This window comes from Rhizobium sp. SEMIA4064 (genome assembly GCF_003025035.1).
Classification (GTDB): domain Bacteria; phylum Pseudomonadota; class Alphaproteobacteria; order Rhizobiales; family Rhizobiaceae; genus Rhizobium; species Rhizobium paranaense.
Genome location: NZ_PYJN01000007.1, coordinates 24226 through 30245 on the forward strand (window position 1 = coordinate 24226; position 6020 = coordinate 30245).

At 58.3% G+C, this 6020-nt stretch carries 3 protein-coding genes and 2 pseudogenes; 1 reads left to right on the plus strand and 4 read right to left on the minus strand.

Going from position 1 to position 6020, the window contains the following annotated elements; translation table 11 throughout:
- Window positions 1–291: 291 nt before the first annotated feature.
- The 4 genes and pseudogenes from C9E91_RS05005 to C9E91_RS05020 all read right to left on the minus strand — a co-directional run bounded on the left by C9E91_RS05005 (window position 292) and on the right by C9E91_RS05020 (window position 5323).
- On the minus strand, window positions 292–675 hold the full coding sequence (locus C9E91_RS05005) for a hypothetical protein (RefSeq protein ID WP_107107275.1): 384 nt from the start codon (window positions 673–675) through the stop codon (window positions 292–294).
- Complete coding sequence (locus C9E91_RS20085; protein WP_107107279.1) at window positions 672–839, minus strand: helix-turn-helix domain-containing protein; 168 nt, start codon at window positions 837–839, stop codon at window positions 672–674. Before C9E91_RS20085 ends, C9E91_RS05005 begins: the two co-directional genes overlap by 4 nt.
- A 51-nt stretch (window positions 840–890) precedes the next feature.
- A complete protein-coding gene (locus tag C9E91_RS05015; protein ID WP_107107276.1) occupies window positions 891–2459 on the minus strand; it encodes a Y4lR C-terminal helical domain-containing protein in 1569 nt (522 codons plus the stop codon).
- Window positions 2460–2474: 15 nt separating this feature from the next.
- Window positions 2475–5323 (minus strand): annotated as a pseudogene (locus C9E91_RS05020) (Tn3 family transposase).
- Between the two features lie 182 nt (window positions 5324–5505).
- Between C9E91_RS05020 and C9E91_RS05025 the strand changes: the two are divergent.
- Window positions 5506–5787 (plus strand): annotated as a pseudogene (locus C9E91_RS05025) (MFS transporter); the annotation flags it as partial.
- Window positions 5788–6020: the final 233 nt, after the last annotated feature.

The following is a 6020-nucleotide window of genomic DNA, read 5'->3' on the forward strand; positions in this document are numbered from 1 at the left end:
CGGCTTGTAGGCTCGGTACTTTTCATGGGTCCAAGAAGCTGTCTGAGTAAAGAGCACGAATGGCTTCGCCTTGAACGGAATCGAACTGGAAACCACCTGCGCGAATAGCTAAGTACCTGCTAACGCTTATCGTCTTTGTTCGCCTCTGGCGTTGGTTCCCTTCGATGGACTATGCAATCTTTTTGGCCCAAAGCGTCAGCATCACACAGCAACAAGGCTTGCAGGGCTCGTGGAAGGCCCTGTCGGCTCGAAGCTGGGATTTTGGCCAAGTTGAAGAACGATTGGTGAACGTCAGGGTTTAACCTGTGCTTTAAGCAGCATGGCAACATTGTCGGCGGTGAACTTGAAGCCGCGGCGATCGGGAATACGCTCTACGGAGATAGGGTATTTGGGCCTTCGAGGATCAATGCCGGTGATGCGGAAGCGCTCACCGCTAGTGATGAACTCGCGTTCGAAGTCAGCAGCCTCCAGGCCGTATTGTTCGGCCAGCAAGGCGAACATCTCCTTAACCAGATTGAGAGGCTTACCGTCTGGCGCGTCCAGGCCACGCCACCCGGCACTTTCGATGACCAATCCGTGATCTGAGGTGATCTGTCTGCAAGCCTCAAGCATGCGGGCCTGAATCTGCTCGCAGGCGGCGGATGTCAAACGGGTGATGCGGTTGGCCTTGCTCATTCGGAAGCACTGTTGCGTACCTGATAGACCGTGCCACGCGATATGCCGAGATCGCGGGCGATCTTGCTGGGTCCCTGACCCTTTTGGAGGCGAAGCAGGATTTCTGCGCGGTCAATCTTCGGTGGGCGACCTTTGTAGATGCCACGTTTCCTGGCAGCGGCGATACCCTCAGCCTGCCGCTCGCGCCGCGTTCATGATGGGTATACGCAAAATTCTCACCACGGAGATCCGCCGCCCGCGTCCAGTGTGGTCATAACGATATCTTCCACGAGCGGGATGTCTTGTAGAGGATGCTTGTGCATCAGCGCGAAGGCCGCGGCTACCAGTGCTTTTGACATCCGCTCCTTCTTCGCCGATTTAAGAATGATCGCGGTTTGCAGAAATCGTCTCGCCCAAATGTCTCGCCGGCCTTCGAGAAAGGCCCAGATTCTTTTTTCAACAGTCCTTGCCGACCGAGATCCTTGGATGATGCTGCGTGTTTCTCCTGTGTCTTCAAACCAGCTGTCGGTGAACGGGACGAGCGCATCCAGTGCAGGCTCGTTGCGGAGCATCCGATCCAGCTCTGCCGCTGTCGCATTCTGGATTTCCTTTTGCGGATCTACGTAATCCAGCAAAGCCTGCAGATCCCTTTCCTGGGGCCGCAATTGGCTCAAGCTGCAAGCCTCCATGACGTCAATGAAGCCTGGCGCTGGTGGATGGCCGTTTTCCATCCCATCCGCCAGAGCCGCTTCCAGCAGCAGCTCGGCAGTCATTCGATCTATTCGGACGCCGTTTGCTTCCTGGCGGGCATAAGAGACGATGTTGGTTGCTTCGCGCTTTGAACGGCAACGAATGACAAAGGCATCTTTGATGCCGTATCCGATCTTTAACAGGATCATCGCGACAAATGTTCGGGCTTGCAGTTTTCCGACAATAGTCAGGCCTTGCGCTCCGACACCGTCAGCGGTGGTCGCCATGATGTCGCTGACTATCAGCTCCGCCCTGTTTTGATTGGAAACATCGGCAAGACCTTGTCGCCGAGCCAGCTTGCCAATGTCATCAATAGCCACCCGGGCGGCAGTCGCCGGCAACCAGCCGCGAATGATCGGCAAATAGGATAAAGTTTCAGGCTCCAGCTTCCCGCGCATGAGCCTTTCGCGCAGGGCGGCAGCCACGGCCTCTCGCGTCAATGATGCGCCGGACACCAGCCAATAGAGCGCACAGCGCTCCAGAAAGGGATTGTCGAGCCTCAACAGATGACGGACAAACGCGGCTTTGACCTCCTCGGGCATTCCTGCCGACATTTCATCCAAGCCACTGAAGAACTCATACGCGCCGCCGCCTTCAGCTTCAACTTCTGCCGCTAAAACGGCAAGCGCACCATCAAGATCCGGCATCGGGATCTCGTCGGCGGGATTTTCCCCAACCGGGTCGAGCATCAGTATGTCCGGTACGGGCAGACCGGCACGCCGATACAAGCCAGCGATTTTCAAACGATGAAGTGGCTCGCCAGTACCGGCAGCAATGTGAGTGTTGATCGCCTTCTCTGCATTTTCCAGGAAAGCCTTTCCATATGGGCTATCGTTCTCGACGCCCATTCGGGCCTCATCCAGCAACAATCCCAACAAGGTTGCCGCATCCGGATGATCATCGATGGACTGCATAACCTCCGCAACGATGGCGTCGCAGGCCATGTCATCGGCCAGGAGATCATGCTTTGCTCTCTCGAAACAGAACTGGAACTGCGCCGACGACAACCCATGTTGGTAGAGAACATTCAGGCATGCTTCAGCAATTTTAACCACTATCGTCTCCAAGAATTATGCCGCCAGCCGATCAAAATCGATCCGACTATTCAAGTCGAGATCGAAGCGGCCATAAGGATTGACGTGACTGTAGATCAGAGGCGTGAAGCCGCGATAGTCTTCCGGCGCCATCCGATCAGCCCATTTCGGTTCCACAAGCACGGTCTGAAGCATGCGTGTGTTTACATAAACCAGCGACGCTTGCAGCAGATGCAAAGCCAGGGCAGAGATCTCTTGCTGATCGATCCGATTGGTGGCGATCTCGCCGCCCTTGCCGAAGAAGACAAAGCCGTTGGCGCTGTTCCAGTTCTCGACGACATTCAGCCCCTCGTGGATTTCTCGACGGAACGATTCCTGGCGAAGACAGCGGCACAGGAATATCGTCTTGACCGCGCGGCCGAGCTCGCTCAGCGCCTTGTAGGTCGGGTGCATTATTTCGGCACGGGCAAACCGGCGCAAAATCGCCTCCGGGTCCGCCGTTCTCGTCTGCATGGCGGCCGTATATTTGACCATCTCGTCATATTGCTGCTCAATCTCGTCCCAGTTGATCGTGCCGGAAAGGACTGGCAGCAGATTCGGCAGCCTTGTGCGCATCGCCGCATCCGGGATGGCCAGCTTCTGGCGGGCAATCGCCTTCAGGCGTGGGGCGAGTTCAAAGCCGAGAAGGTGGCAAAATGCGAAACCGACGGCGCTCTGACCATGACTGTCGACATACTGGCGCTGGATTTCCATATCTGTGCAATGACGCAGCACGCCCTCGATCATGGAGGCGACCTCCGAGGATGAGCACCGTTTCAATTGCGAATAGACGCAGGTCGCGCGTTTTTCGACATGCCAGTAGATCATCACACCGCGCCCGCCGTAACGGGCATGCCATTCCGTCATAAGGTTCCGGTCCCACGCGCCGAACTTTGTCGAATCGGACGCGCAGGCCGTCCCCGCGTCTCCCCAGACAGCGGCATCGCGGCTCGCCAGCGTCGCGCTCGCCACCCGTGCGCAGGCCTCCCTCAGAGCCGGCGCATGGATGAAGCGGCGGTGAACATGCAGCAACTCCTCGTAGCTGACATCCGCAGTCGCGCCGGCGACCCGCTTGAGCCCGGCATTCGTTCCGAGACCATAAAGGCACAACAGAAGCCGCCGATCCAGCGCCTCGCGCGACAGGGCAAGTCTCGACGCCGATGTTTCGAAGGCCTCCAGCAGACCGGTGTCGAGGGCGGCTTCCTTCAGCACGTCGAGCAGTCCCGTCATCGGCCAGCGCTGACCGATCTCGCCCTTGATCGCTTCCAGCCTCTTCGGTTCCGGCAGAGGCTTGAACGGTGTGATCGAGATGCGGTTTTCGCCGCGCCATAGCAGCCGGACCTTGTCGTTTCGCGGGATCGTTTCGTTCAGAAGCAGCAACTCATGCTCAAGCTCCCGGCGGATGCCGGTCGTGAACGCTTGCGCGTCCGGGGTCAGGTTCAGGCCCGTGTAATAGGCGTCACGCCGGATTTCGAAGTCCTTGGGAAGATCGTCGTCAGGATTGCGATAGCGATCCGCGCCGACAACCCAAACCTCCTTGGAGCGGATGCGGTCACGCAACTGGGTGAGAACGCAAAGCTCATAGCTGATCCGGTTCACACGGCCATCGTCATCGATGACCGAACTCCGCCATCTGGCCGGAATAACCTCGTCGTTCGGCACATCCTCCATCGGCACAATCCGGCAGCCGTCATCCACCTTGCTCCTGATCCAATCCAGCGCCGCCAGAACCGGGCGCCACACGGTGTTGTTCGACCGGAATTCCAGAACCGAAAGCAGGCTGGGCAGCATGCGCCGGTAATGATTGGCCCAGGACGAGCGCATCACCTTATATATGCGCCGCTCGAGAGCCCCTTTCGCCTGGCTTTCCTTGACGATCGCCGCCAGCCTGTCGTTGCCGGCGATGGGAGGATGACATCGCAGACGCGCCCCGCCGGTTCGTCAATCGAGGCAACGGCAATCTCGACAAGCAATCTTTCCTTGCCATAGACCCGCTCGATGTCCTTCGCGACATCGCCCACCACCTTGCGTTTCGCGCGCGTTGCGATCTTGTGAACCGTCTCGATTAGCAGATCGACCATCACGTCCGTGAGCTGCGCTTGCCGTGACGAAAGATAAATCGCGTAGAGGCCGATTTGTCTGGCCGGCGCGTGCCGCCGCATCTCCCAGGCCTTCTCGCCGGCGACACGGCGAACAATCTGTTCCACCCATGTCTTGCCGGTCGTCGCCAAAATATCCCGTGGCAGATCAAGTTTCTGAATGAAAGCAAGTTTCGCCGTTATGCTGAGGATGTTTTCAAGCGACGCCTGGCCGACATCAGCTCTCATCGTGTTGAAGCCGGTCTGGCCGTCCGGATCGGCAATGGACGCTTCAACAATGCGACCGTGCCTGCTGAAAGAGGCGAGCGCTCACCCCGGTCAACCAGCTATCGAGATATTGCTGCCGTTGCGAACGCACCAGGCGTTCCAATTCCTTGTGCGACGGGCCGTATATACAACGGTTCCGGCACCACAGAAAAACCTGCTCGAGCATGGTGCCAACCGATTGCCCGGTCGGGCACAATTCGCCAGCGATCCACAACGTCAGCTCTTCCCGATCGGACGGCTTCAAGCGTCGAAAGCCGAGATGCTGCAAAATCTCGGCACAATGCCGGCGCGCAGTCCGGCCGGAGAAATCATACTGGGTCACGGCGTCAGCTTCGACACCAAGCTGCTTGGCCAGCCAGGAAACGCTGTCGGCGGGAACGAGGCATGGTCCTGTAAAAAGAAGGCGTGCGCGGCGAAGAACTTAAGCTGAACCGCCAATCCCAGTCGCGCCGGGGCCGGCTTGCCGTTCACAAATTCCATATCGGAAAAGCTCAGGCTCCAGCGCCCGATCAAATCCTCATTCGAAAGACTCAACCCCTCAATCTACTCCAGAATTCGGAGCAGACCGTCATTCCTCACGAATTCAACCGTCAATCACCGCAGCCATATTCCCACAACGTTCTTTCAACGTGGCCAAAATCCCAGCTTCGAGCCGACAGGTCCTGCTACTGCTGACAATCCGCGCCGCGCTTTCGCAGATGGACGTGCCGACGCGATCTTCCTACGTGATGGCGGTGGTGACGGAGGCGGAGCGGGCCGCGGCCGCAAGTTTCACCTCCGTGCCGCGCAGCCTTGCCGCGGCCGCCAGCCCGGCGCTGGCAGGGGTGCTGTTCGCCGCATCGTACCGCGCTTGGCCGCTCCTCATCTGCGGAACATTGAAGATCGCCTACGATCTGCTCTTGTTGTTGCAGTTCCGGCACCACAAACCTCCAGAGGAGCGCTGAGGGAATACAGATTTCTGACGGCCGCAGCACCTCATTCGAGCCTAGCGAGCCGCCCCTTGGGGCGTACCCTTAGGGCTCGCTCCGTCCTATCGGCGATCTGGGTTACGGCAAAGGCGATCACCAGTAGATCACGACTGCGACGAGGAAGGCCCCGAGCTAGTTCAACGTTTTCGTGGTTCGAATCCTATCAGGCGGCGTCGGCGAGTTTATAGGACCATGTGTGGATGACGGGA

What these genes read in the sequence shown, in the direction of transcription:
- C9E91_RS05005 (WP_107107275.1), bottom strand. Translation starts at nt 675, where the DNA reads ATGAGCAAGGCCAACCGCATCACCCGTTTGACATCCGCCGCCTGCGAG.